The organism is Candidatus Omnitrophota bacterium (assembly GCA_016929445.1).
GTDB lineage: Bacteria > Omnitrophota > Gorgyraeia > JAFGIU01 > JAFGIU01 > JAFGIU01.
In genome coordinates this window covers 17,831-41,861 of record JAFGIU010000078.1, presented here as the reverse complement: position 1 = coordinate 41,861, position 24,031 = coordinate 17,831, and the positions used below count along the sequence as shown (strand labels likewise).

The 24,031-nt window shown below is 52.7% G+C and carries 21 protein-coding genes; 1 reads left to right on the top strand and 20 read right to left on the bottom strand.

Annotation, left to right across the window (positions count from 1 at the left end; genetic code table 11):
* From JW937_06745 to JW937_06735, 3 genes are all read right to left on the bottom strand, one after another.
* A partial coding sequence (locus JW937_06745) for a hypothetical protein (GenBank protein MBN1587109.1) occupies positions 1–1,522 on the bottom strand: 1,522 nt, incomplete at its 3' end.
* A gap of 45 nt (positions 1,523–1,567) precedes the next feature.
* Complete coding sequence (locus JW937_06740; GenBank protein ID MBN1587108.1) at positions 1,568–2,191, bottom strand: hypothetical protein; 624 nt, start codon at positions 2,189–2,191, stop codon at positions 1,568–1,570.
* 18 nt (positions 2,192–2,209) lie between these two features.
* A complete protein-coding gene (locus JW937_06735; GenBank protein ID MBN1587107.1) occupies positions 2,210–3,166 on the bottom strand; it encodes a TIGR02597 family protein in 957 nt (318 codons plus the stop codon).
* 543 nt (positions 3,167–3,709) lie between these two features.
* Between JW937_06735 and JW937_06730 the strand changes: the two genes are divergently transcribed.
* A complete protein-coding gene (locus tag JW937_06730) occupies positions 3,710–4,585 on the top strand; it encodes a phosphate ABC transporter substrate-binding protein (protein MBN1587106.1) in 876 nt (291 codons plus the stop codon).
* Positions 4,586–4,596: 11 nt separating this feature from the next.
* Here the strand turns inward: JW937_06730 and JW937_06725 are convergent, their stop codons facing one another.
* The 17 genes from JW937_06725 to tmk form a co-directional block, all read right to left on the bottom strand.
* Positions 4,597–5,238 carry an EpsI family protein gene (locus tag JW937_06725; protein MBN1587105.1) on the bottom strand — a complete coding sequence of 214 codons (642 nt, stop codon included), beginning with the start codon at positions 5,236–5,238 and terminating at the stop codon, positions 4,597–4,599.
* On the bottom strand, positions 5,228–6,103 hold the full coding sequence (locus JW937_06720; protein ID MBN1587104.1) for an exosortase/archaeosortase family protein: 876 nt from the start codon (positions 6,101–6,103) through the stop codon (positions 5,228–5,230). Before JW937_06720 ends, JW937_06725 begins: the two co-directional genes overlap by 11 nt.
* 8 nt (positions 6,104–6,111) lie before the next feature.
* Entirely contained in the window at positions 6,112–6,852 is a 741-nt protein-coding gene (locus JW937_06715) for a hypothetical protein (protein ID MBN1587103.1), read from the bottom strand.
* A 122-nt stretch (positions 6,853–6,974) separates the two neighbouring features.
* On the bottom strand, positions 6,975–8,579 hold the full coding sequence (locus JW937_06710) for a hypothetical protein (protein ID MBN1587102.1): 1,605 nt from the start codon (positions 8,577–8,579) through the stop codon (positions 6,975–6,977).
* Positions 8,551–9,783, bottom strand: coding sequence for a glycosyltransferase family 4 protein (locus JW937_06705; protein ID MBN1587101.1), 1,233 nt, complete (start codon positions 9,781–9,783; stop codon positions 8,551–8,553). The genes JW937_06710 and JW937_06705 overlap by 29 nt, the downstream gene beginning before the upstream one ends.
* A complete protein-coding gene (locus JW937_06700; protein ID MBN1587100.1) occupies positions 9,761–11,170 on the bottom strand; it encodes a hypothetical protein in 1,410 nt (469 codons plus the stop codon). Before JW937_06700 ends, JW937_06705 begins: the two co-directional genes overlap by 23 nt.
* Complete coding sequence (locus JW937_06695; GenBank protein ID MBN1587099.1) at positions 11,167–12,069, bottom strand: glycosyltransferase; 903 nt, start codon at positions 12,067–12,069, stop codon at positions 11,167–11,169. Before JW937_06695 ends, JW937_06700 begins: the two co-directional genes overlap by 4 nt.
* A gap of 77 nt (positions 12,070–12,146) precedes the next feature.
* Positions 12,147–12,809 carry a phosphate signaling complex protein PhoU gene (phoU, locus tag JW937_06690; GenBank protein ID MBN1587098.1) on the bottom strand — a complete coding sequence of 221 codons (663 nt, stop codon included), beginning with the start codon at positions 12,807–12,809 and terminating at the stop codon, positions 12,147–12,149.
* A gap of 56 nt (positions 12,810–12,865) precedes the next feature.
* Entirely contained in the window at positions 12,866–13,708 is an 843-nt protein-coding gene (pstB, locus tag JW937_06685; protein ID MBN1587097.1) for a phosphate ABC transporter ATP-binding protein, read from the bottom strand.
* A 54-nt stretch (positions 13,709–13,762) separates the two neighbouring features.
* Complete coding sequence (gene pstA / locus JW937_06680; GenBank protein ID MBN1587096.1) at positions 13,763–15,403, bottom strand: phosphate ABC transporter permease PstA; 1,641 nt, start codon at positions 15,401–15,403, stop codon at positions 13,763–13,765.
* An 8-nt stretch (positions 15,404–15,411) separates the two neighbouring features.
* Positions 15,412–17,688: an ABC transporter permease subunit gene (locus JW937_06675; protein MBN1587095.1), complete on the bottom strand. Its 2,277-nt coding sequence runs from the start codon at positions 17,686–17,688 to the stop codon at positions 15,412–15,414.
* The gene (locus JW937_06670; GenBank protein MBN1587094.1) at positions 17,688–18,650 is read right to left on the bottom strand and encodes a phosphate ABC transporter substrate-binding protein PstS family protein; all 963 of its coding nucleotides are present in this window, start codon (positions 18,648–18,650) and stop codon (positions 17,688–17,690) included. The genes JW937_06675 and JW937_06670 overlap by 1 nt, the downstream gene beginning before the upstream one ends.
* Positions 18,651–18,682: 32 nt before the next feature.
* A complete protein-coding gene (locus JW937_06665; GenBank protein MBN1587093.1) occupies positions 18,683–19,927 on the bottom strand; it encodes a putative porin in 1,245 nt (414 codons plus the stop codon).
* A gap of 110 nt (positions 19,928–20,037) precedes the next feature.
* The gene (locus JW937_06660; protein ID MBN1587092.1) at positions 20,038–21,819 is read right to left on the bottom strand and encodes a HAMP domain-containing protein; all 1,782 of its coding nucleotides are present in this window, start codon (positions 21,817–21,819) and stop codon (positions 20,038–20,040) included.
* A gap of 6 nt (positions 21,820–21,825) precedes the next feature.
* Positions 21,826–22,521 carry a response regulator transcription factor gene (locus JW937_06655; protein ID MBN1587091.1) on the bottom strand — a complete coding sequence of 232 codons (696 nt, stop codon included), beginning with the start codon at positions 22,519–22,521 and terminating at the stop codon, positions 21,826–21,828.
* 75 nt (positions 22,522–22,596) lie between these two features.
* Positions 22,597–23,328 carry a thymidylate kinase gene (locus JW937_06650; protein ID MBN1587090.1) on the bottom strand — a complete coding sequence of 244 codons (732 nt, stop codon included), beginning with the start codon at positions 23,326–23,328 and terminating at the stop codon, positions 22,597–22,599.
* The gene (tmk, locus tag JW937_06645) at positions 23,321–24,013 is read right to left on the bottom strand and encodes a dTMP kinase (protein ID MBN1587089.1); all 693 of its coding nucleotides are present in this window, start codon (positions 24,011–24,013) and stop codon (positions 23,321–23,323) included. The genes JW937_06650 and tmk overlap by 8 nt, the downstream gene beginning before the upstream one ends.
* Between the last annotated feature and the right edge of the window lie 18 nt (positions 24,014–24,031).

Here is a 24,031-nt window from a genome sequence, read left to right as displayed (position 1 = left end):
CCAGCCAGTTGTACGTGGGACTGAAAGCACCGCGATACGGAACCGGTGTGAAGAAGCCGTCAGCCGGCGCCGCACTTGCCGTCACAAGACTTGTGGCTTCGTTGTTGGCGCGAGGATCCACGCTGGTGACCGGAACCATGTTCTTACCGCCGCGAACCACAACTCCGCCGCGAGCAATGCTCTTGATCGGCGCATCCGCTGCTGCGGTGCCCGGGATCACGATATTGTCGAGAGCCGGGTTGCTGCCTCCGCTGACCGTAACGCCGAACGTATCGGAATCCGTGTAGGCGCTTCCGTTCTGATTGCGGAAGAAGACAGAACCTGTGATCTCCGCAAGCTTTCCATCCTGCTGGACTTGATAGAGCGTATCCGGATGATTAAAGGTACCCGGCGCCGGCACTGGCGAAATTGCGTTCACCAAAGAATGAATGCCCGCATCCGTGGTCCATGTATCCGCAAAGGACAAGGTGCCGCTATAGCCATAACCTGAGGCACCGTCTCCGTCATCTCCATCGGGTTGAACCAGCTTATAACCCAGATCCATGAACACGCAGTTGCGGTATTGTACGCGGGCGTTGTCACGCCATACGGTTCCGCCGTCCCCGTCGAGAGGCTGGCCGATAACCGTCGCGTTGTAAATGGTAGTCGTGGTCACAGGCTGCGCATCGGAATCCTCTGCTCCGTCCGTTTCAAAACAGTTGTCGCCCACGCCCGAACCCTGACTGGCATCCGTGCTGTAGCCCTGCACAATGAAAATAAACTGAGCCTTTCCGCGCCATCCCTGGTCAACATCAAAGCTGTCATCGCCCACATTCCAGATCGAGCAGTACTTGAAGTTCACCGTGCCGCCCCAGATCTCAATACCATCGTCGACGTTATTCATGATCTCCACATGATGCACATCGGTCTCACGGCCGATGCCGCCCATGGAAAGACCGTTGAGCTCGTTTCCGAGACCGAGAACCTTGCCGCCGTACCGAATGGAAAGGTACTGGATGGCGCCGCTGTCGTCGTCATCATTGTCGCCGCCGTACATCACCTTGGTATCGCCGGGAAACCCTGCGGTTAAACCTTCCATTTGCTTCACATTCAGGCCCGTGGGGGTTTTCGTGTTGGAGCCAACGGGGCTTCCGCCAAAGTGGGAAGCGGAGATCAGGGCATCGCCCATAACCGTCAAGTTGCCCCACTCGTTAACGGCCTCACGCCAGGAAGTGAGGTTGTCATTGGTGGAGGTCATGATAACCGGATTCTCCTGGGTGCCGTTCACATAAATCCTGGCACCGCGGGTCACAGCAAGGCTGCCTCCCACATTTGCCGTGCTTTGGACAAGCGTTCCGGCATCAATCGTCAGGGTTGCGCCCGGCAGAACATAGATTTGTTTGGTCAAATTGTACGTATTGTCAGAGGTCCATGTAGTGGATGCCCCAATATCACTGGAAACATTCACAATGGCCGCATTGGCAGTGCCGACCATACAGAAGGTCATCATGGCTGCAAATGCAATTCTTGCTATTTTGTTCATTTCGTCCTCTTCCTTGTGTGTGAGGTTGCAAGTCAATAAGTTCCCTTAAACCCGGACATGCTTCCAGCGACGGCGCGTGATCATAGCTCCAGCACCGATCAACGCCAAAGCAGCGGATATCGGCTCCGGAACAACCGTTGTCAAGTAGGCATTGCCACCAATAAAGGTCGGAGTGTAGGTTCCCGGATCCTGACCTGCGAAACCCAGGAGCTCGGCGCCATAATCTACATTCCCACCCGGCCCTGCCGACGCCACATCAAACGGCTTATCGAACCAGAGCAGGTAGTACTGATCCACACCAGCGTCATAACCGGCAGGAAAACCGCCGGCGGCAGCATCCGCGCCCGTCGTATAAGCGGCATTGGGAGTGGCGAACCCGGGCAGCGGGAAACCGATATCCCCAACCTGGCCGTAATCCATCAAGTAGTCGTCCGAATCCCAAAGCCAGGAGAATCCGTTTGCATCACCCGGCGACTGCGTGAGATAGGAATTCCCATTCCATCCGTCGTTGTCGCGATCCAGAACCATCGCATAGGTCCCGTCGATAATCGGATCCCCGGAAGCGTCGAAGGCGGTTTCCACCCCCACTTCGTAGGTCACGTTCGCATAAGCAGTGCCTGTCAGCATCAAGGCACTTGCCAAAAGCGCGATCACCATAAGGTTTTTCATCTTGCTCTTGTCCTTTCCTTAATAAGGCTTGGTAAACGTCACCTTCGTGCCGGCCTCGCTAACAGGCAAACGAAAAGTGATCGACTCCGAAGGATTGATCAGCTCATTCCCGGTAACTCCATTGCCAAACCAGAGGCCACCGGCCCCAGTGGTATAGGAAGCGACCTTGGACGCCGACTTGTTCTGCCCGCTAGCAGCGTTGTCGTAAAACAGTACCTTGCGCTGATTTCCCTCAATCCCGGCATTCTTGAGAACGACAGGGACCGGATAGCCTGTACCGATGTTCAGATCGCCATTTGCTGCGACCAACCGGCTAACAGAAAAATCCGCAGCCTTGCCGAACGCAATGAACTGCAACTCAGAGTCTGAGACATTACGGAGAATGAACTGTGTCTCGGGCTCCAGGATCGTCGCGCTGGTAACGCCGCCGGAACCAAACCAAACGCCCCCGGCCGCGGTCGTGTAAGTCGCAACCCGATCGGCTGAAAGGTTCTGTGCCATCGCGGAAAGATCATTCTTGAAAATGAGGACTTTGGTGCCCGCAACATAGGACTTCCCAAACATAAAGGGAGGAAAGACACTGCCCAGCGTGTGGTGCTCATACACGCGGAACGTATCACCCGGGTCCACAAAATTAAGAATTGCCGGATCTAAAAGAGTGATGCTGCCTGTCCCGTTGTCATCGATGGTTGCCCAGAGTCCTTCAGCGTCTTGGTCTACAAAACGCACATAGTACGTGTCTGCGTATGCTCCTGGCACCAACACGTCCGCCACCGTCACCCCACTGCCCGGCACAATACTGGCTACCGTATATTCACCTACGGGGTTCCGGCTGAACGGAAGTGAGAGGTGCACATCTGTCTGAGGCGGCACTACGACGCGGCTAACTCCCACGACTTCCGCTGCAGAAGCAGACTGCAGAGGCACCACAAACATAATTGCCGCTGCGATTGCAATCGCTGCTCTCGTCTTCACATTCTCCTCCTTAAGCTTCCTTGCATCAGTACTCCAATCGTGATTCGCGCTACCACTGGCCTATTTCACACTTCCAACTACCTGTAGGCTGCCCTCCTGGGTATGGCAGTCAAGAGAAGTCTGCCAACGTGTCCGGTTACCGAGCGACTGATGGCGGAAGCCGCAACCATAGACTGAAAGATGCTTGTCAAAGCCGGTCAACACCAGGTTTTTTTGAGCTACCGCAGGCAGATTAGCGACCAAGTGTTTGGTTCCAATGCACTTTATGTAAGGAGGCTGTAAATTACCCTGTTCTCTTACATCGAGAGCGCCGGAGAGGAAGCAAATGCCTCATCCGGATTGCGCTCCGGCCACAGACGTGCCGCCTCCGGGGCGTGTCGGAAATCTGCTATGGGTGATCAAAGCCTGAAGGAAGGAGTCTTTCACGGAAGACAGGTGGCAACGGGGGCTTGCAAGAAATCTAACGCTGACAAAAGAAGTTCGCCTTACTATAATAATACACAGAACATACTTTTAACTTACATAAGACCTGGGAGGTGCTCTATGGCTAAATCTGCTAATTATAAATACTTCTTCGCCGCGGCCTTCGGGCTTTCAGCCTTGCTCGTGCTTCCCTTCGAATCCACTGCTCAAAACTTTATCGTTCTCCAGGGCTCGGATACCATGTTTCATCTCAACAAGCGCTGGGCTGAAGAATACTCCAAAATCAATCCTAACCTGAAGATTGAAGTCAGTGGCGGCGGTTCGGAAACGGGATTTGATGCCCTGATGGCCGGCAGAATCGATATCGCAGCTGCCTCCCGGGCCATGAAAGAATCCGAATTGCTCGCCTTTGAAGACAAATTCGGGATGCGGCCGGTTCCGTTTGTAGTGGCCATGGATGGTCTGGGTGTGTATGTTCACAACACCAATCCCCGCAGCGACCTCACTGTCACGGATTTGGCCGGAATCCTGAGCGGCCAAATCCGGAACTGGAGCGAAGTGGGTGGCGCCGACCGGCGTATTGATATTTACAGCCGGGACAGGCATTCCGGCACACGGACCTATCTCAAGGAACAAATATTGCAAGGCAAAGACTTCTCCGACGAGATGGTAGAAGTCCCCACAACCACATCCCTGATCGCAGCCGTGTCCCGCAATCCAAACGCCATTGGTTACGGCGGTATCTTTGCGTACTCTGAGGGAGCCCATGTCATACGCCTGAAGAGGCAACCTGAAGGAGAGGCAGTTTGGCCCAGTGTAGAGAATGTGGCCGCCGGAACATACCCGCTGAGCCGTCCCCTTCACTTCTACATCAATCCCGCTTCTATGAACAAAGAAGTGAAGGCTTTTGTGGACTGGATTTTGACTGACGGCCAGGACTATGTGCAAATGGTGGGGTATTATCGAGCTGAGCTGGCCCAGGTGGCCGGCAATTAGGCATCGCCGGACTAGGTTCCAAAAAGATACTCCCTGTCTTCTGTGCTGATTGACTTGCTCAGGTCCCCGATAAACCGGCGGCCCAGCGCATATCCCTGCTCCTGCTGTCTTTCCTTTGCCAGAATCTCCAAACGTACCATAAGTCCTGCCTTTTTCCGGTTGGTTAGGGAAGCCCAGAGTTCCGACACTTTCTGTCCTGTCCAACTTTTAATCTTTCTATCGATGCAGAGCCAGTAGAAAAGAAGCACTTCATAGCTTTGTCTCTGCATACTCAATGCCTGAGCCTCAAAACTTGTGTCCCCCGCTTCAAACTGCTTGTTTCCCAAATCCTTCACAACAAATCCGGAACTTGTGTAGCAAACCTTGGGATTGTGAAAATTGCCTGCGTCCAACACCAGGAATAACAGCTGTTCTCCCTTACTGTTCTGATAGATTCGGGCGCAAACATCATTAACGAAGTTATACCGGTCATCCTTCAAGTTCAGCTCTCCGGCCACTTCCCTGCCCTTCCAATCGGCAAAGGCCATAGGTATATCCAGTTCAGCCAGGATATCGAGGCTCGCGTATCGGGGTTTGGGAAGCAAAAATGCCGCCCCCATTATGGCCAGCAATAGAGCCAAAATCGGAAGGGGTCTTCTCGTTTCAAAACTCATCGGGATTCTTCTGTGGTCTTTCGATCCAGGATTCCAATCCCATCAAACCCAGAATCATGATCAAAAAGATGAGCACCCCGCTAAGCTCGTGGAAAAATCCCTGCGCAGCTTTTTGCCCCGCATAATAGGTGACCAGACACAGAGCTGTCACCCGCAGCAGGTTGCCAAAAAGTGCCAGAGGAACAGCCGCACCGATTAGCGCAAGCCTTTTTCTCCAACTTCCTCCAACGAAATACACATAAGCCACAGCCAGAGCAAACAGGGTAATCAGAGAACGGAACCCGCTGCAAGGAGCTCCCATAAAGATTTCCCTGCCATCCATACTTAGCAAAAGCCCGATGCGGGTAATGGGATACCCCAGCATGCGCAGAAGCGTTTCGGTTGCAGCGGAAATCCCGTAGCGCATAGGCAGCGTTACGGAGTCCAAGACCCCCAGGGGCGGAGGAACAAGGAAGAGCAGGAACAAAATAGGGAAGCTTAGGGTCTTCACCGCCGGGATTCCATATAAATAGGCGGTAACACCCCATAATACCGGAATTAGGGACAGGGTTGAGATGGATAGAAATTCCTGGCGCCAACCGAAAAGAAACATCAGCAGGCCGGAACAGACTGCTGTCAGGCTGAATATGTCCCAATGCCGGGATGTGGACTGGAAAGAACGGTCTCTCAGAATTTCCCTCTTCTTCCACACAACCCATAAAGATACAGGCAGCACAAAGTACGCATGTGTGTAGTCGATGGTCTCCCAGCGAGAGCCGTAGAGCTCGTGAAAGACAGGCGCATAAATGATGGCTATAAAAAGCCAGGCCAAGTAGTACATCACATGGTCCGGCTTTCTAAGATAGGCAAAACGCATGTCACCCATTCTTCGGACTACTGTTTCCGCTTCCTATTCCTGCGACGCACCGCTGCAAATATGCCTCCGCCAAGTAAAAACAGCACGCCCCCAAAAGGCTCCGGAGCCACGCTCAGTCTTGCGTACATATCATTGTAGTCGTTATCACTCTTGCAAAGAGTGGAATCCAGATCTTCCCAAGTAATCAACCATTCCGTACCCGGCGCCAGCTCGTAGATCAGCGCCTGGGGATCGCCGCCTACATTGCCTGCAACACCGGCCTGCTGGACATTTTCTCCTCTTCCGGTGAACCACAAGTTGCCCCCGGGCGTGCCCAAATACAACCCGAAGGGATCATTCACTGTGAAGGGTGCAGGTCCGTCTTGGGTCCCGCCAAGAAGCTGCTCAAGATTCTTGCCGGCTCCCATACCCGTGTAGTAGCCCAAAACATTGTAGTCGGCATATCCCGCCCTCTCTTGGACAACCTCAATGGTATAGGGCAAAGCCGAGCTCCAATAGAACGGATCTGAATCAGCGGCCTTGTAACCGATATAACCGGTATTCGCAAAGTTCCGGGCATCACCAAAATCAGAATAATACCCGTTGCTGACAAGCCAAGCCGCGATAAGTTCATCACCGGTCTTGTCTTTCAGGCCTGCGTCCTTGCTGTAACCAAAATCAACATCAAACTGTGAATAGGCCTCATGTTGTCCGAGCAATAAGGCGCCAAGAACAATGAAGCTTACCGCAAATCCTCTCAACAAAGCTTGCTGACGCATTGGAGCGTCCTCCCTGGGTTTTAAAACAGCCATTATTTAGGCGTATAGTAAGCGTAGCTATTATCCTTTTTCTTGTAACATCCACGTATGCGACTTGTAAGCATGCTGAAAACTCTCTATCTTCAGTTCTTGCGGCCGCCTAACCCGGATATTTCACTTCTAAACTCAATGGCCGTAAGGGAATGCGGCTCAAAAGCAAATCCGGACACACCCTTCGAGTTGTCGACTGCCCTGCGGGTCACTTTGACACAATCGGGTTCCTCTTCATTCGTGGCATCCACACCCGGCCCATTCAGGACCCAGGCCTGCCCTGGGGAAGCAGGGGCAAAACCCTCCAGCAGAATGGAACACTCCACACTTCGATCCATCGACTTGTTGATTACCATCAGATACAAGCAATCCCCTTCTTTGCTCTTGCTCGCATTAATCGACAACCCGGCGGCATTGCCTTTTGCGGAAGTCTCCAGCAGGATTTGCCCGAAGTGTTTGTGATACAACTCATAAACGTAGAAATTCGGACGCTTCGTATACGGATGTCCGAGATATTTCTGCTCAATGGGTTGGAAGTTATTCAGCATCCCCCAAAACCGGCTCAGCAAATCCCAGTAGTTCGCCATCAGGATATGATTCTCCGGATCCATAATGACTCTCAGTACTTCAGCATTCACAAGGGCCGCGCCCAGGCAGTGCCTGTAAGGAACCGGTTTGTTTTGATGAAAAGCCGTATTGTACTCGGTGAAGGCAATGGGGAGCTCGCGCCCCGCTGCATTGCGAATCAAACGGAGCATTGTTTGCAGCCTGAATGCATAGTACTGGGGTTCGTTCAGTGTTTCATAAAAGACCCGGTCCACATCTTTACCGGACAGCTCCTTGTGAGCCCATCCGGAGGAGAAATAGAAATGCGTCACCCCGAAGTCCAGCCGTCCCCCGATCACGGCTGTAAGCTCCCGAGTCCAGGCCTCGTCTTTGAGCAAAGCCCCGATCTGAATACTCGAATCCACGGCCTTCATGCCCGCATAATAGGCCAGATAACGCACCGCATACTCCTGCGGGGAAACCTGGCTGATATCCTTGTGATCCCCATGCCAAACCTCATTCCCGATTTCAAAATACCTGACACCGTAGGGTTCAGGGTGTCCGTTCCTTGCCCTCTCGGCCGCCCAATCTTTGCCCCCGTTCCAATTGCTCCCGTCATTCAAAGTGTTCAGGTATTCAACTAAATCCGCCGCATCGCCTTGATTTCCCGTAAAGTAGCTAACCGTAATGACAGGCTCGGCATCAAGCCGGCGAGCCACCTGCAAAAACTCTTCAATTCCAAAAAGGAAATCGCTACGGTCCTTTCCGACCGCCCGTTTCCAATTGTAATGATGCGTTCCGCAGCCTCCGGGAAAGCGCACCGCAGTAATTCCGGCCTCCCGCGCCAAATTGAGAACAGCAGGCACAGGCCTTTTGTTGAGCGGGTCCCAAAAACCTTCGCCGAAATCGGAGAATCCTCTGTACTCCTTGGCCCAATCTTCATACGTCATCGGGTCATAACCGCAAAGATTGTTCCCAAAAACCCACTTGTTGACCTCGCCGCGCTCCTGAGCGGCCAAAACCTTGATCTCTCCGGGACTCTCTGAACCGGCCGCCGGGGGAGCGCTGGCAATCAGCGGCACAAGGGACAGGAGAAACAAGAGCATCTGTCCCCGCATGCCCTTAACCCGCGGCATCGGATAGCGCCTCATCGTAAATCGCCATAAGCCCGGCGTAATGCTTGTCCGCACTATATTCGGCTTCCGCAAAGTTGCGCGCGCTCCGCCCCCATTTCTTCAGCCGCCCGGCATCGTCAGTGGCATACCGCAACTTTTCTGCCAAATCCTCCGCGTCACCCGGACAAAATGTCAGTCCCGTTTCCCCGTCCTTAACAGCCTCGGGGATTCCCCCAATTCTCGATCCCACCACAGGCTTTCCAAGAGCAAAAGCCTCAACAACGACTCTGGGATGGTTTTCATTGCATTCCGAAGGCAGCACAACACACATCGACTTTCCCACCTCTTTGCGCAGCTCCTCTGCCGGCATGTGCCCCAGCAACTGCACATTTCCCGTCTTCAAGCCCTTAACCCGTATCTCCAGTTCTCTTTTCAGAGGGCCTTCCCCGATAATCTTGAAATCAATTTCAGGAATCTGAGCAGCGGCATCAACAAGCGTCATAAGCCCCTTCTCTTTTGAAAGCCTTCCTGCATAAACGACCGACCGCCCCGCCACATGGTGATCAGGACTGAAGCGATCCAAATCGGCGAAATTCGATAGGTGTTTGACCCTCTTCTTGAAGCCCATCGAGACAATCTTATCCTTTAGAAAGCGACTCGGAGAGATGAAACAACTGACAGTGCCGTAAATATCAAGTATGTTGTGATGCAGATACATTTCAACCATTGTCAGGAAACTTTTCGCCCTGGACCCCTTTACGCAGCCTTCCAAAAGACAGTGGTAGTACTTCCCGTTGGCACACAATTCACATATGCGTCCGTGCGACAATAGGGTGTAGGATCCGCAAACCACCTTGTAATCATGCATTGTCATTACACAAGGGATTTTGTGCTTCTTGAGCACATCGAGAATTGACGGTGAAATCTGGTGGGCAATGTTGTGCAAGTGCACAAGATCCGGTCTCTCTCTTTGCACAAGATCTTGGATACGATGCTTGGCATCAAAGGAATATAGCAGCCTCGCTCCTACTTTTAGACTCTCCATGACTCCCCCTGCGGCATTGAGGTCTACAAGAGGAACAAAGGTCTCAGGATACTCCTGCGGCTGGTTGCGCGCGTCCGCCATGCCCCAGAACAGAACCCGGTGCCCCTTCTGCCTGAGCAGCTCTCCGGTGGCAAGCATCGATACGGCGTCGCCACCCTTTGGGTACAGGAATTTATTGACCTGCAGGATCTTCATCAGAACTCCGCTGCTTGCTCATCCAGGATTGGAGGACGCCGACACTCCCAAAATAGAAAAAAGTCCACAAAGCCATCTCATAAAAAGGAGCCTTGGTTGATTCCACCAAACTCAAGACCAACAGCATGAAAGCAGCAATGGCCAACCCCATCCCTGTTTCGCTCCGGAAAACTCTTAGGGCCCGGAAACAAACTCTGAACAGAGCCCAAATGATTCCCGCGTAGCATAGAAACCCGAAAACTCCTGTTTCGGCAATTATATGGGGCCAGAACGTATCATTAATAAAGCCCGGATTTGCTTTGGAAAGTCCCCAGGTGCTGCTCAATCTATACTTGTAGAAGAGCGGGCTATAGAATTTCTGTCCCATACCTCCGCTAAATGTGCCAAATCCCGAGCCCAGGGGGAAATGGTCTGCCGCGCCCTGCACGCCGGCCTGGAACAACATCGAACGGGGAGACTCGCTCGTTAAGTACGACACCGCTAAGTCCCGATATAGCACGACAATAAGTCCCGAAAACAAAACGCAAACTGCGAGAACGATTCCCAGAATCTTTACGGACGTCTCCTTCTGAAGCTTCTGCCGGACCTGCTTAGACAAGAGAACGCACACAGAGCCGCAGAGCACTCCAAGAAACGTTGTTCTCCTGAGTGACAAGATAATACCTGCCAGAAAAATGACCACAAGCAGCGTAGACTTCGGAGATTTCCTGGAAAGCCTGTCGGCAAAAGCAAAGCAGAACAGCACACCCATCAAGGCAGAGAAGCTCCCCGGATGCCCCAGATATGCCTGCAAGGCCGGCATACCAAAACGGGTGTAGGGAACAGATCCGACAGCCGCCAGAAAGATTCCCGGCCAGATTCCGGCCAAGACTCCGTACAACACTGTGAAAATCCCCAGCATATAAAACCAGGTCTTGAACTTCCGGATATCATCTTCCTCTAAGTCCAAATTGAGAAATATGTAGAAAAGCAGGAATCCCTTGAGGAACAGCACCAACCCTCCGAACGCAACCACCGGCGGCACAATCCTGTATACAAAGGAACTCACCGTGCCGATCAGGACCAAGCTGAGCAAGGGCAAATCCACACCCGACCTATAAAAGGGCTTCCGGAGAACCAGCTTCTTTACAGCCACAAGCACCGCCATCAGCACAATCCCCAGCTCTTCCAGGTTATAAACGACTCCCGCCTTCGCAAAGTAGGCGATAGGCCCCTGAAAGAGCATAAAGATCAAAAAGAAAAACACCGAGGATTTGGGAAACACCCAAAAGACGGCACAGAAGGCAATGGTGCCCAAAAAGAGAATCGCCAGCACAGGCACCTGTACGAAAAGGAGAAACACATAGGTAATGACAACAGTGACCGCTACTGCCACAAGAATCTTCAACAGTCTCTCCCCAAGGACATCCTCCCAATTCCCGAGAGGGTTCCCAGAAAATACCCGCAGTCCCATTTGTAAATGCTCTTCCCGCAATTGAGGACCAAGTGGCCTGCCAGAGACCACAAAAAGGCACAATATCGCCCGGCGGACTTGTCTACATTCTTGCAGAAGAAGTATCTCTTATTGAGCATTAGCATCCGGCTGGATATAAAAGGGCCAAGCCGTGACACATTTGATCGATTGTGGGTAATTTTGACATCCGGTGTAATCAACATCTTGTATTTTCTGCCTATCCTGTAGGAGAAATCATAGTCCTCGAGCCACGCATAGCTTTCAAACCATTCGTCAAACCGGAATTCGTCCAGAATCCTCTTCCTTACGCAGGTGAGACCCACCATGAAGCTACCCACATATTGGTCCCCAACCGGATGAATCACCATCACGTGCTCCCCGGACGGCAAGAACTTCCAGGATTTCCCTTCATAACCGACACAAAATATTCTTCTCACAATATTCCCAAGAGCATGCTGCCGGGTTCTGTTTACTTCAATACCCTGCACTGCGGCAACATCCGGGTGCTGCTCAAACTTCTTGATATACGTCTGTGCCGCATATTCAGGCAGCACAACATCATCATCGCAAAACCAGACATATTGCGAATCCGGGTCCAGATTCGCAATCCCCACGTTGCGCTGATAGGCATTCCCTGCCTTGGTATGGAGGTACTTCAGGACAATAGAACTCTCTTGCAACAGTTGTTCCATCTCTGCCCTTGCTTCCTCAGGATTCCGGCTGGCGTCTACAATAACCAGCTCCTGAACCGGCCGCGCCTGTTTCAGGATTGAGCGCACGCAAACCTTGAGATCTTCCGGCCTGTCTTTTGTATTGATAATGACACTAATCATAGGGAGACATCTCTAGTGATCGGAAGGGCTGGTCAGACTTCCCGGCGGCACAGATACCTGAGGATTCGGGCCAGAGCTTAGCCTAGCCCTGTATGGTGCTTAATCGTTTTGCCTTTGACTAAATAGACAACGTCTTCCGCGATATTGGTCGAGTGGTCTGCAATGCGCTCCAAATGGCGCCCCACGAAAATCAGACCCACAGCGCGTTCGATGCTCGTCGGGTCCTGAAGCATATATGTCAACAGTTCCCGAAAGAGCTGATCGTTAATCAGGTCAACCTGGTCATCACGGCGGCAGACTTCTACAGCCAGATCGGCATCCCTACGCACAAAAGCATCCAGAGCATCCTTGACCATCCCTTGGGCAATATCCGCCATGCGTGGAATATCGATAAGCGGTTTAAGGAGGGGGGAGCGCAAAAGATCCAGACTTCGCTCAGCGATATTGACAGCTAAGTCACCAATACGCTCCAAATCATTATTGATTTTGAAAATCATTGTGATAAACCGGAGATCTGTAGCTTCGGGAGACCGCAGCGCAAGGAGTCTCAGGCATTGATTCTCGATCTCGATCTCCGAAAGATTGATCGCCTCGTCATTTTGAATAACAGCATCCGCCAAGGCGGAATCACGGGATTCCAGAGCGCGCACCGCATTGCCGATCGCCTCTTCCGCAAGGCCGGCCATGTGGAGCAGTTTCCCCTGAAGCTCGATTTGTTCTGAGTCAAATTGTCTGTTCACTATTTACTCTCGATTCTTCAAACCCGAATCTACTGGTTGACCGGGTGCCTGACACCCTAGCCGAATCTTCCGGTTATGTAAGCCTCAGTGCGCTCATCCTCGGGGTTTGTGAAGAGCTCATCCGTCTTGCCTACCTCCACCAAATCTCCCAGCAACATAAACCCCGTTATATCTGAAACCCGCGCAGCCTGCTGCATATTGTGAGTCACAATCACAATCGTATATCTCTCTTTGAGCTGGTGCAACAACTCTTCGATCTTGGCAGTGGATATCGGATCCAGGGCTGAACACGGCTCATCCAACAGCAAGACAGACGGCTTGTTGGCAATAGCGCGCGCAATACAAAGGCGTTGCTGCTGGCCCCCGCTCAAACGTAAGGCGTTACTCTCAAGACGGTCCTTGACTTCATCCCAAAGAGCTGCGCTCTTCAAGCTCTCTTCAACAGCCTGCCTCAAATACTCCCGGTTATTGATTCCGTCCACACGCAAACCGTAGGCCACATTCTCATAAATGGTCATAGGGAACGGGTTCGGCTTCTGGAAAACCATTCCGATTTTCTTGCGCAATCCGGTCACATCAATCCCGGGATCTAAAATGTTCTCATCATACAGAAGAATCTTCCCCTCCGCCCTAAACTCCTCGATCAGGTCATTGATCCGGTTAAAGCAGCGCAACAAGGTGGACTTGCCGCAGCCTGAGGGGCCAATCAAAGCCGATATCCGGTGCTCAGGCACTGTCATGTTGATCTGCTTGAGAGCTTGCGTCTTTCCATAATAGACATCCAGCTCTTGTACAGTCAACGCGGGCTTGGACGAACTTTGCAGACTATCAGGCCCGACCTGTGCTTTGGGTATTCGCGATTGATTAGACTCTTTTTGCTTATCCATAGTCTTTACCATAACCCCCTCACTCTGTCCGACACCTCTCATTTACGGGTTGAGTGGGTGTCAGACCTATGTCGCTGCGTCGCGCAGTTCTCCGCGCAAGCGGGCACGAATCTGCATGGCGGAGATATTCAAACAAACGACAATTGTTAACAGCAAAAGACTGGTCATATAGACCATCGCCTTGGAGGCTTCGATATTTGGGGACTGAAATCCCACGTCATAAATATGAAAACCTAGATGCATAAACTTGCGATCAAAGTGCAGATAAGGCCAGACCGCATCCACAGGCAAATCGGGCGCCAGCTTTACAACCCCCGTAATCATAAGGGGCGCAACCTCCCCCGCACCGCGCGCCATGGCTAAAATAGCGCCGGTCAAAATACCCGGCGTTGCAGCCTTCATCACGACTTTCCAAACCGTCTGAAACTTGGTGGCCCCGCAAGCCAGAGAAGCCTCGCGGACCGAATTGGGCACTGCAGCCAAAGCCTCCTCTGTGGAAACGATTACCACAGGCAACGTCAGAAGCGCCAGGGTGAGCGAGGCCCAAAGAATCCCACCTCCTCCAAACGTCGGGCTCGGCAGACGCTCCGGATAGAAGAGCTGGTCGATGGTTCCTCCTACCATGTAGCAGAAGAAACCCACTCCGAAAACCCCGAAGACAATGGACGGCACTCCGGCCAAATTATTTACCGCGATCCGGACTCCGGAAACCATCGGCCCCTGCTTCGCGTATTCATGCAAATAAAATGCCGCAAGCACCCCGAGCGGGACAACCGCGATTGTCATGATCAGAGTCATCATGACCGTTCCAAAGATCGCAGGGGCCACGCCTCCTTCGGAGTTGGCCTCCCGCGGCTGCCCCAAAATAAACTCGGCCATTCTGGACAGATAGACCCCCGCTTTCCCGAACCATGTCAGACGGTTTGGTTCGTAGAGCCGGACAATAGAAGAGATGGGCAGACTCTTCTCATGCCCCTCCACCGTCCGAAACAGCACTTCAAATTCCCGGTCTTCGGCACGGAGCTCAGCCAGTGTCTTCGCCGCTTCCTCATACTTCTCATTCAGATCTTTGATGCGTTTTTGTTGGGCATCAATCATTTCCCGGGCGCGCAGAGACCCGGGGTCCATTTTCAGCTCCACCTTCTTGATGTCCAGGCGGGCTTGGCTGATTTTGCCGCTAATCCTTCCGATCTCCGCCTTCTCAAGCTCATGAATCTTCTTCCGGCGCTTGGCAGCTAATGGGAGCTGTTCCTGAAGCTTATTCCAAACCTCGTCGGACCGCCCGGAACTCTGCACACCCCGCGCGATCACAGCTTGAACGTACCCATACAAAGGCCCCCATTCCAGACGCTCTACTGCCACCGCCTCCCTTGGCCTTTCCAGAGATTTGATTTCGCTGTGGTCAATCCAGACAAAGTCTTTCCCGTACAGATCCTTATTTCCGATCCGGTACAAAGTCCGGCGCAAGGGTTCACCGGCGCTATCCTCCTGGGCGGGAATCACCTCGCCACGATGGTCCAGCGCCAAATACTCTTGGCCGTTATTGAGTGAAATTTTCCACAAGGGTTGGGGCCAAAAAGCCCCCAGCCCTTGAACAAGGATCAGTCCAAGGAGAGCCACAATCATCAAAAGGGCAACGCCCAGCATGCTGCCGGTGACCCAAATCGGGACCGTATCCAATGTATTCTTGATTTTGGATCGTTTCATGCCCACTACTACATCCCCTGCAATCGCTTTCGAAGTCTTAGACGAACCATTTCCGCGACTGTATTAACGATAAATGTCATACAGAAAAGAAGGAGCGCAGCCACAAAAAGTACCCGGTAGTGCGTGCTGCCCCAGGGTGCCTCCGGAATTTCAACCGCTATATTCGCAGACAAGGCTCGAAATCCATTAAAGGCGGACCAATCCATAATCGGAGTATTGCCGGTTGCCATAAGAACAATCATGGTCTCCCCCACCGCACGGCCGAAACCCACCATAACGGCTGAAAACACACCGGATCCTGCCGCAGGCAAAACCACTTTCCACGCAGTCTGCCAGGGCGAAGCCCCGCAAGCCAGGGAGCCCGACACCAAACGCTGAGGCACGGATGAAAATGCGTCCTCGCAAATGGTAAAAATGAGCGGGACTACCGCGAAGCCCATGATCATTCCAACAACCAAAGCATTCCGCTGGTCATAACGGGTCCCAAACAAATCCAACAGCCAGTCTTGAAAATCCCCTCCAAAAACCAGCCGTTCCAACAAAGGCCCCAGGACCAAGGCCAGCCAGCAGCCCACGCAGAGAAAACCTAACATCACCCAGAGTTCGGACTTTCGAATGAGCGCTTGCAAGACAACTGGGGAAAAATTGGACAACAAGGTCATTCCGAGAATCACCACAATAGGAAGCAGCACCGGCAAGATCAAGATTGAGACCACATAGCCCTGACAAAACGGAGCCAGAATCACACCCGCTACAAAACCCAGGACAACGCTCGGAAGCGCCGCCATTAACTCAACAAAGGACTTTACCGGGTTGCGCAACCGCTTGTCCAAAAACTGGGAACTGTACAAGGCTCCAAACAAAGCAATGGGCGCGGCAAAGAGCATGGCATAAAGAGTGCCCTTCAGTGTTCCGAAGACCAAGGGCACCATGCTGAACTTGGCCTCAAAGTCATCGGTTGCTCCATGCGACTGCCAGACATATTTGGGCTCGTCATAGCCTTCATAGCGAACCTTTCCAAAAAGAGCTTTCCAACTAATTTCCGGATGGGGATTATCCACCCTCCACTGATGCATCCGGCCATCCGAATCCAACGCGAGCAGGCCATCGGCTTTTGGCGTAAACTCCAGAGCAACAGGCGCGCTGTTCATCTCCCATTCCGCCAGAGTCGCATCCGTGGTCATGTAGTGCAGCTTCAGGGCTCCGTCTGTTGAGGCAGTCACAAACCCTTTGTCCCTGGGCGAGCCCACAATCTGGGCAATGGCCGTATCGTGCTTTTTGAAGGAATGCACGCGCTCATAAGTCCAACCATCCTCACTGCCCGGATCCCTCACCGGAGACCAAGTCTGGACTTCTCCGTTACCGCTCCCAATCGCTACGGACCTATCCCCGAGGATGAAGGCCATAAAATTCACGCCTCCTTCCTCTACCACCCGGAGGCATTCCAAAAGAACAGGGGGGCCGACGGAAGGCACTCGCCAGCGCTGCAATTCCCCTCCGGAGGTACCCAACAGGACTTCCTGGCAGTCCTCCTTAATCAGAATTCCGGTTACCGTTTGAGGAGCGTCCATGGGAATCACCCCATTGGAAGGTGTTCGCTTAACCGGGCCCACTAAAGGCCGTTTTACGGCAACGCGGGTGGCTACAAGGTTGGAACCATCGACAAGAGAAATCGCTAATTCAACATCTTCAGCGGCTCTGAAAGCGACTTTGCTGATCTCCCCTTCTGCGATATCGAGTAAGACTTCCCTTTCCACAGCAGCCTGGATGGTGCGCTCCGAACCTACAAACACTGTGTTCAAGGCAATGCTGCCGACCCACACCTTTCCCTGATTCGTCCCAAAAGCCACTCTGGAGGATTGATTCTGTCTGTAGACCGAAAGAAGCTTTTGGCCGCTAAGCCCTTCCAACTCCAATTTCTGAGGGGCCTTTTCCGGCAAAAGGGACTGCACCCGCACCCAGGGCTCCGTATCAATAGTAAGAAACTTCTCCTGGTGCTCGTCGGAAAGCACCACTAAGCCGGAACCGTTAACGGAAGTCGAAAGCTGCTGAATCTGGACCACGTCCGCGCCCCCAAAAAGCGGAGCCAGTTCCGTGAGAAGAAAGATACCGATTCCAAGCACTGCAGCAATCACTGAGATACCACTGATGGAAATCAAAACCCGGGCAAAGCGGTCTATTCGCTGGGTGCGCGCTCGAAAAGACCGAGCCGCCGCATCGCTCAGGGCGAACGACTGCGGCGGCTGCGATTCCGTTCCAGAATGGAGAACGGCCGAAACATTCATCAGAGTTCTGCTAGATCATCCTTGGCAATGTCCCAAACCAGAGGAACATAGCCATCCTTGATGACCTGTTCCTGGCCTTCCTGACTGAGGACAAACTTCAGGAACTCAGAGGTCAACGGATCAAGCCCCTGGCCAGGCGCCTTGTTCACGTAGACATACAGGTAGCGGCTCAAGGGGTAGTCTCCGGAATAAACATTCTCCTCGACCGGAGCAAATGCTTCCACACTCCCTTTGGCCGTAAGCGGCAAGGCCTTGACCCCGGCAGTCTTGTAGCCCACACCACTATACCCAATCCCAAAGAGGTCATTGGTCACACCTTCGACCACGGCCGCAGAACCCGGCTGTTCCTTCACCACTGGTTTGTAATCGCCCTTACCCATGGCAATTTCTCGAAAATACCCATAGGTTCCGGATGCGGAGTTGCGTCCATAAATACTAACGGGCTTATCCCAGGCCCCTGTCAAACCCAACTGGCGCCAGGTCGTGATATCCGTACTCCCTCCCAAATTACGAGTCGTGGAAAAGATCGAGTCCACCTGCTCCATGGTCATAAAAGAGATGGGATTGTCCTTGTTCACATAGACCGCCAAGGCATCCAGAGCCACGCGGAAAACCGTGGGTTTGTATCCGTACTTTGCTTCAAATGCGTCAATCTCCTTGGACTTCATCGGACGCGACATGGGGCCCAAATGAGCCGTCCCTTCAATCAAAGCCGGCGGCGCGGTTGAAGAACCCTTGCCCTCAATCTGAATCTTCACGTTCGGATAGTGCTTGGCAAACCCCTCAGCCCAGAGAGTCATCAGATTGTTCAGCGTATCCGAACCCACGCTGTTGAGATTCCCAGAAATCCCAGATACTTTCGCATACTTCGGAAGCTGGGAATCAACTGAGGCAGCATAGCTCACAGACGCGCCCAAAAAAATGAGAGCGGATGCCGCCAAGAATATTCCAGTCTTACGCATTTGCCGTTCCTCCTGTGTGAGGGCTACTGGTTTTAGAACTTAGTAACCCAATCAACCTGAAAGGTATCGTTATCTGCCACAGCCCCTGTGACAGCTTTGGTATCAAAATAGGCGAATTGAAGGCTGGAGTTTTCGAGTGTGGCCAGCTTCAACCAGACTTTGTGTCCTTTGTGGTTGGTCCCGCCAGAACCGAAGTCCGAATCCACAAACGCGTCAAAGGCGGCGTCTGCCTCCAGCTTTTCATAGAAGTAACCGACCTCCACACCCTTCTTGAGAGACCACGGCTCTTTTGCCTTGCCGAGCTTAAAACCAACCAGATAACCGGTATCCTGGCTGCCCCCGCCGTCATTATTAACATAATCCGCAAAAAGCTTGAAGGGAACGGCGGCAATTTTGGTGTCAAGTTGAATCGAAGGGTTGAACTCGTTGAAATCACTGGCTGCGGCTGTATTGCCTGTTTGGGTGTTAATGATTGCCTTGTTTGCGGTGTTTTGGAAGATATGAAAGGCAAAAGCTCCGGTCACCTTCAGATTGCCGGCGAATTCGGAGCGGGCGTTCTCGAATGGTTTTACGCTGGCGCCCAACTGAGTCGAATACAGTGTGGGGGCGTCGCTGCCATACCCATCCGAATCAACCGGAAATACGCCCAAAACCAGGAACACATCCCCGATTTCCCCTTCGTGCGTCAACTTACCTGCAACACCGGCAAAGGAAAGGTCGTCATCCCATATCATCGGACTCACAGTATGGAACGGATTTCCGAAAATTCCTCCTTCGGCCATAACCTTCACACTTGACTCTGTATCCGGAGTCCACTTGATATAAGCACGGTCCAGATTGAAGTTCTTCTTCACAAAGGTATCGTCGAAGGTCTGATTCGTGGAAACCGGGTCTGTCAGGCTGCCCGTAGCCACACGAGCTCCAACCTTCAGCTCGTCGCTAATTTTCGCGTCCACACCTACGCGAAAACGGACTCTTTGCCGGTTCTGACTTGTGCTACCCGTTCGTTCCCGGTACTCATTTCGAAGCCGGATGTCACCGCTGACCTTCCACTCCGGCCCTGCAGTCTTCACCACAGCAACATCTTCTGTTGATGAGATTGCTGCGCGGGACTCGGCCTTCATTTCGCCCCGCACTTCTTCGGCATCGGCACGAGTCAAAAGACCTTTCTCGACCAGCTTATCGAGCAGAACATCCACTTCACTTGCAAAGAGCTGTGATGGCGACAAAAAGCATGCAACCAGAAAGGCTGCAGCCAAAGCTGTCCACTTACGCATCGGACATCCTCCTTTTTGTGACACAACCATCCTCTACCTAACCCACCCGGGGAGTATTGTGGAAGGATGATGTCAGCAGGAGAACTATTCTATGTAAGCTCTGTGTAAGGTTATCCCGCGGCCAGCCGCAAGGTAATCAAGAAAACCGATCCTTTGGACAACTCGCTGGTCACAGAAACTTCCCCCCCGTGCTCCTCCACAATGTGTTTGACGATGGACAGCCCCAGGCCGGTTCCTCCAAGCTCCCGGGAGCGTGCTTTGTCCACACGATAGAAGCGCTCGAAGATTCGGGGAAGATCCTCTTCGGGAATACCGATGCCCGTATCCTGAACGGAAATTCTTAATTTCCCGTCCGCCTTTTGAGCAGAAATCCTAATCTCTCCGCAGTCCTTGTTGTACTTAATGGCATTGTCCATCAGATTGATAAAAACTTGCTCCAATCGCCGCGGATCCCCTTGGACTGGCGGCAGATTGCCGAGCTCAATCTGCAGTTTTTGGCTTCGCTTCTTGAGTTCAGACTGGAAAGTTTTGGCCAAGCCCAAGACTAATTTTTCCAAATCCACTTCCTGTGTTTTAAAAGCGGCCTCTTGGGACTCGATGCGCGCAAGCTGCAGCAAGTCCTCGATAAGACGCTCCAGCCGGCTGCTCTCTTCACGTATGATCCCGAGAAAGCGCCGGTTATTCTTCGGATCCTCTAAAGCCCCCTCTTCCAGGGTTTCCGCAAGACCCCGGATTGATGTGAGCGGTGTCCTCAATTCATGGGAAACGTTGGCCACAAACTCCCGCCTCAAGCGCTCATAGCGTTGTTGCTCAGTAAGGTCCTGAATCACAATGACCGTATGAGGATCTCCAGGTCCGAAACTGCCCGTCAAAACAGCCTGGGCGGTCAGAACCCTTTCCACCGGCTGATAAACATGGATGTCTCGCCGCGCGGTCTTCTTCTTGAGCTGTACTTGTTCCACCAACTCATTCATCTCGTGCTGCCGGATCACTTCAACCAACGGCAGGCCTCTGGGTCTTGCAACCGCCACATCGAACATCTGAGCCGCGGCTGGATTGATCATCAAAACACGGCCTATTTCATCCAGGGCCACCACACCTTCAGCCATGCTTTGGACGATCGCTGTGGCTTGGTTCTTTTCGGCCAAAAGACTGTCCATGTGACCCCGTAGAGAACGAGCCATCCCATTCAGAGTTATCCCCAACTCCGCTACCTCTTCAATTTCACTGGTTCTGATCTCCTCATCCAGATCCCCCTCAGCCATCCGGCGAGCCACCTGAGTCATGTGCGCAATAGGCCGGGTCAAGCGCCTGGAAAACCACAGGCTCAATAAAACCGCAAAGAGCAACCCAAGCCCCAGACTGACGAATGCAGCTTGGCGCATGGAGCCCCTCAATTGCTCCAGCTCCGTTAAGGAAATGGCCAAACGAAACACCCCTGCTGAGCGCCCCTCCTTTTCAACGCGGAATGCCACATACAGAAAATCCTTCTTCAGGGTGCGGCTGTAACGAAACCCGAAGCCGAGACCTTCATCCACGGCTTGAATAAATTCGGGGCGGTTGCGGTGGGATTCCATCAGCGGAAGAGATTCGGAGTTTCTCTCCGAATCTCCGATGACAACGCCGTCATTAGAAATCAATGTGACCCGGCAGTTGCCCAGGCTTCCCAAGCGCCGGGCTACAGCCTGCGATTCAGAATTTGGGGCCGGGGGGCCGAAACCATCCCGCGCCTGAGGAAGCATGACTCGGCCAAGTTGTTCCAGAGAAGCGGTGCGCTGCTTAACAACCCATTTGGCGCCGAGTGTGTCTCCAATGATTGCGGCGCATAGGAAAGAAATAACGATTACGGCCAGCATGTTCAAAAGCAAAGTTTTATAAAGAGGCTGACGCATGGCTCGCTATTCGTCCAGGACGAAACGGTAACCCACATTCTTGACCGTAAGAATACGCTTTCCGTCCTCGCCCAATTTCCGCCTAAGTTGACTGACATGCAAATCGACCGTACGCGTCTCAATCTCTAAGGAACGCTCATAGCCCCAGACCCGCTCCAACAGTGCATCACGAGTAAGCACACGCCCCCTTGCATTCAGCAAAGTCCTCAACAAAGCGAATTCCTTGGCCGTCAGCGTCACGGTCTTTCCGTCGACGGTAATCTTGTACTTGCCCCAATCCACGCGCACTTTGCCGACTTCACTGATGTCCTCCTCCTGCATCACGCCTTTCTTGGAGCGGCGCAGGATAGCTTTCACACGGGCAACCAGCTCCCGGGGACTAAAGGGCTTGGTCATGTAGTCGTCTGCACCCAGTTCCAAACCCACGATCTTGTCAGCCTCTTCGGCCTTTGCAGTCAACATCAGGATGGCGATCCCCCGGGTCTCGGGCGCCTCCCTCAAAGCACGGCAGACTTCCAGTCCATCGAGCTTGGGCAACATCAGATCCAGCACAACCAAATCAGGCTTGTCCTTCATACACGCCTTCAACGCTGATTCCCCGTCCATGCAAACAGTCACACGGTAGCCGTCTTTCTCGAGATTGTACTTTACTGTCTCGACGATATTCTTTTCGTCTTCGACCACCAGAATCTTCTTTTCCATTACCCGCCTCGCTATTCGCAACAGCTCTGCTTCACGTTGATGCCTCTGACTGGTTTGCCAATGTCGCCAAGCCTTTCATTTTTGCTGCAGCTTGGCGAGATCCACGCCGCGGGAGCGCCTTAGAATCGGCTCGATCCGGCCGCAAATATCCTCGTGGATCTGCCCAATGGACCTGTCGCGGGCTTCCACAACTTCAAAACCGTATTCTTCAGCCATGGCATCGTACTCTTTGATCAGTTTTTCCTGGTAAACACAAAAACTGTCGTACAGATCCTCCCCCATGCGCATGTCCATACCGGATTCCCAAAAATTCATACCCGAGGCCTTGATAACTCGGGGGATAAGCGTCTTTGCGTCGACCTTCAGATAAAGAACGATGTCCGGCACCAGTGAAAATCCGTAAACATCCCGTATCCATTCGCGATTGCCCCCGCGGGCGCCGTGACGCGCAAAGGCAGTGTAAACATAGCGATCCGAAATCACCACAAAACCGCTGCGAAGAGCCGGGATCACCTGATTTTCCAGGCGATCCGCAAAATCCGTGGCATAAAGCATGCTAAAAGTTTCCCGTGTCAGCGAATTTCCCTCTTTGGCCAGCTCGATAAGTTTGGACATCAGGTTGGAGCGGGTCCAGCCCGTCTCCACAACCCCATAGCCCTGAATCTCCAGGTGATTGCGCAGCTTTTCGACCTGGCTGGTCCGGCCCACTCCATCAGTCCCCTCAATAATAATCAGCTTGCCCTTCAGGTTGAGTGAGGATGAATCCAGATACGGTATTCCCTCTCCCAGAAATTTGACTTTACCCATTCCGCTTCCCCGATTCGTAGTCTTGCAGCATTTCAACAACCGTCTTACGCACAATATCCTGCTGCTCATCAATATCCGCAGAGGCGTCAATCACATGCATCTCGCACTCGTCAACCACACGGTCGTACTCTGCCAGGATCTTGGTCTGGAAATTAACAAAACTTTCTACCGGATCATCCCCCATGTTAAGGTCCATGCCCGCTTCGTAATACTTGATTGCCTCCCGTCCCGAAAGAATACGTCCCAAAGAAATTTCCACAGGAACCCGGAAGTACAAAGCCAGGTCGGGTTTGATGGCAAAACTGTAAAGCTTGCGAACCCAATCCCGGTCACAGCCGCGTGCCACATCGCGCGCAAAGGCCGTGTACATATAGCGGTCAGCCAAAACAATCATTCCGGCCTTGAGTGGAGGGAGAATATTGTAGAAAAGACGGTCTGCAAAGTCCGTTGCGTGAAGCAAACTGAATGTGAGAGGAGTCAGCGTCTTGGATTTCTTGCCTTTACGAGTGGTTTCCTTGACCAGCTTCGAGGAGTTCCACTCTGTAAAGAAAACAGTGTGTCTCTGCGCCTCAAGCCAGCGAGCCATAAGTTGCAGCTGGGTGCTCTTGCCGGAGCCGTCGATACCTTCAACGATAATAAGTCTTCCCGGATAGGGGTGTCTCTGCTGTCGCGGGGCTTCTGCCATTGTCAGTCTCCACAATCG